The sequence below is a fragment of the Neorhizobium lilium genome, from assembly GCF_004053875.1.
In the GTDB taxonomy this organism is placed as follows: Bacteria; Pseudomonadota; Alphaproteobacteria; order Rhizobiales; family Rhizobiaceae; genus Neorhizobium; species Neorhizobium lilii.
In genome coordinates, this window is sequence record NZ_SBIP01000010.1 from 6925 (window position 1) to 7233 (window position 309).

Annotated in this window: 1 tRNA gene; it reads left to right on the plus strand. The window is 57.3% G+C overall.

Annotated elements, in window-relative coordinates:
• Positions 1–230: 230 nt before the first annotated feature.
• Positions 231–307, plus strand: a tRNA-Met gene (locus EPK99_RS25160).
• Positions 308–309: the final 2 nt, after the last annotated feature.

A 309-nucleotide genomic window follows, 5' to 3' on the forward strand; every position in this document is an offset into this window, starting at 1 on the left:
GCCCGTTCGGCCTACAATCGATCCACTGGATCGATTTGCTTGACGGCCTCACCTCATCAGGCTACGCCTGACTTCGCTTCCGGGCACATAAAAGCCCGAAAACTATAACGCGGGGTGGAGCAGCCCGTTCGGCCTACAATCGATCCACTGGATCGATTTGCTTGACGGCCTCACCTCATCAGGCTACGCCTGACTTCGCTTCCGGGCACATAAAAGCCCGAAAACTATAACGCGGGGTGGAGCAGCCCGGTAGCTCGTCAGGCTCATAACCTGAAGGCCGCAGGTTCAAATCCTGCCCCCGCAACCAAA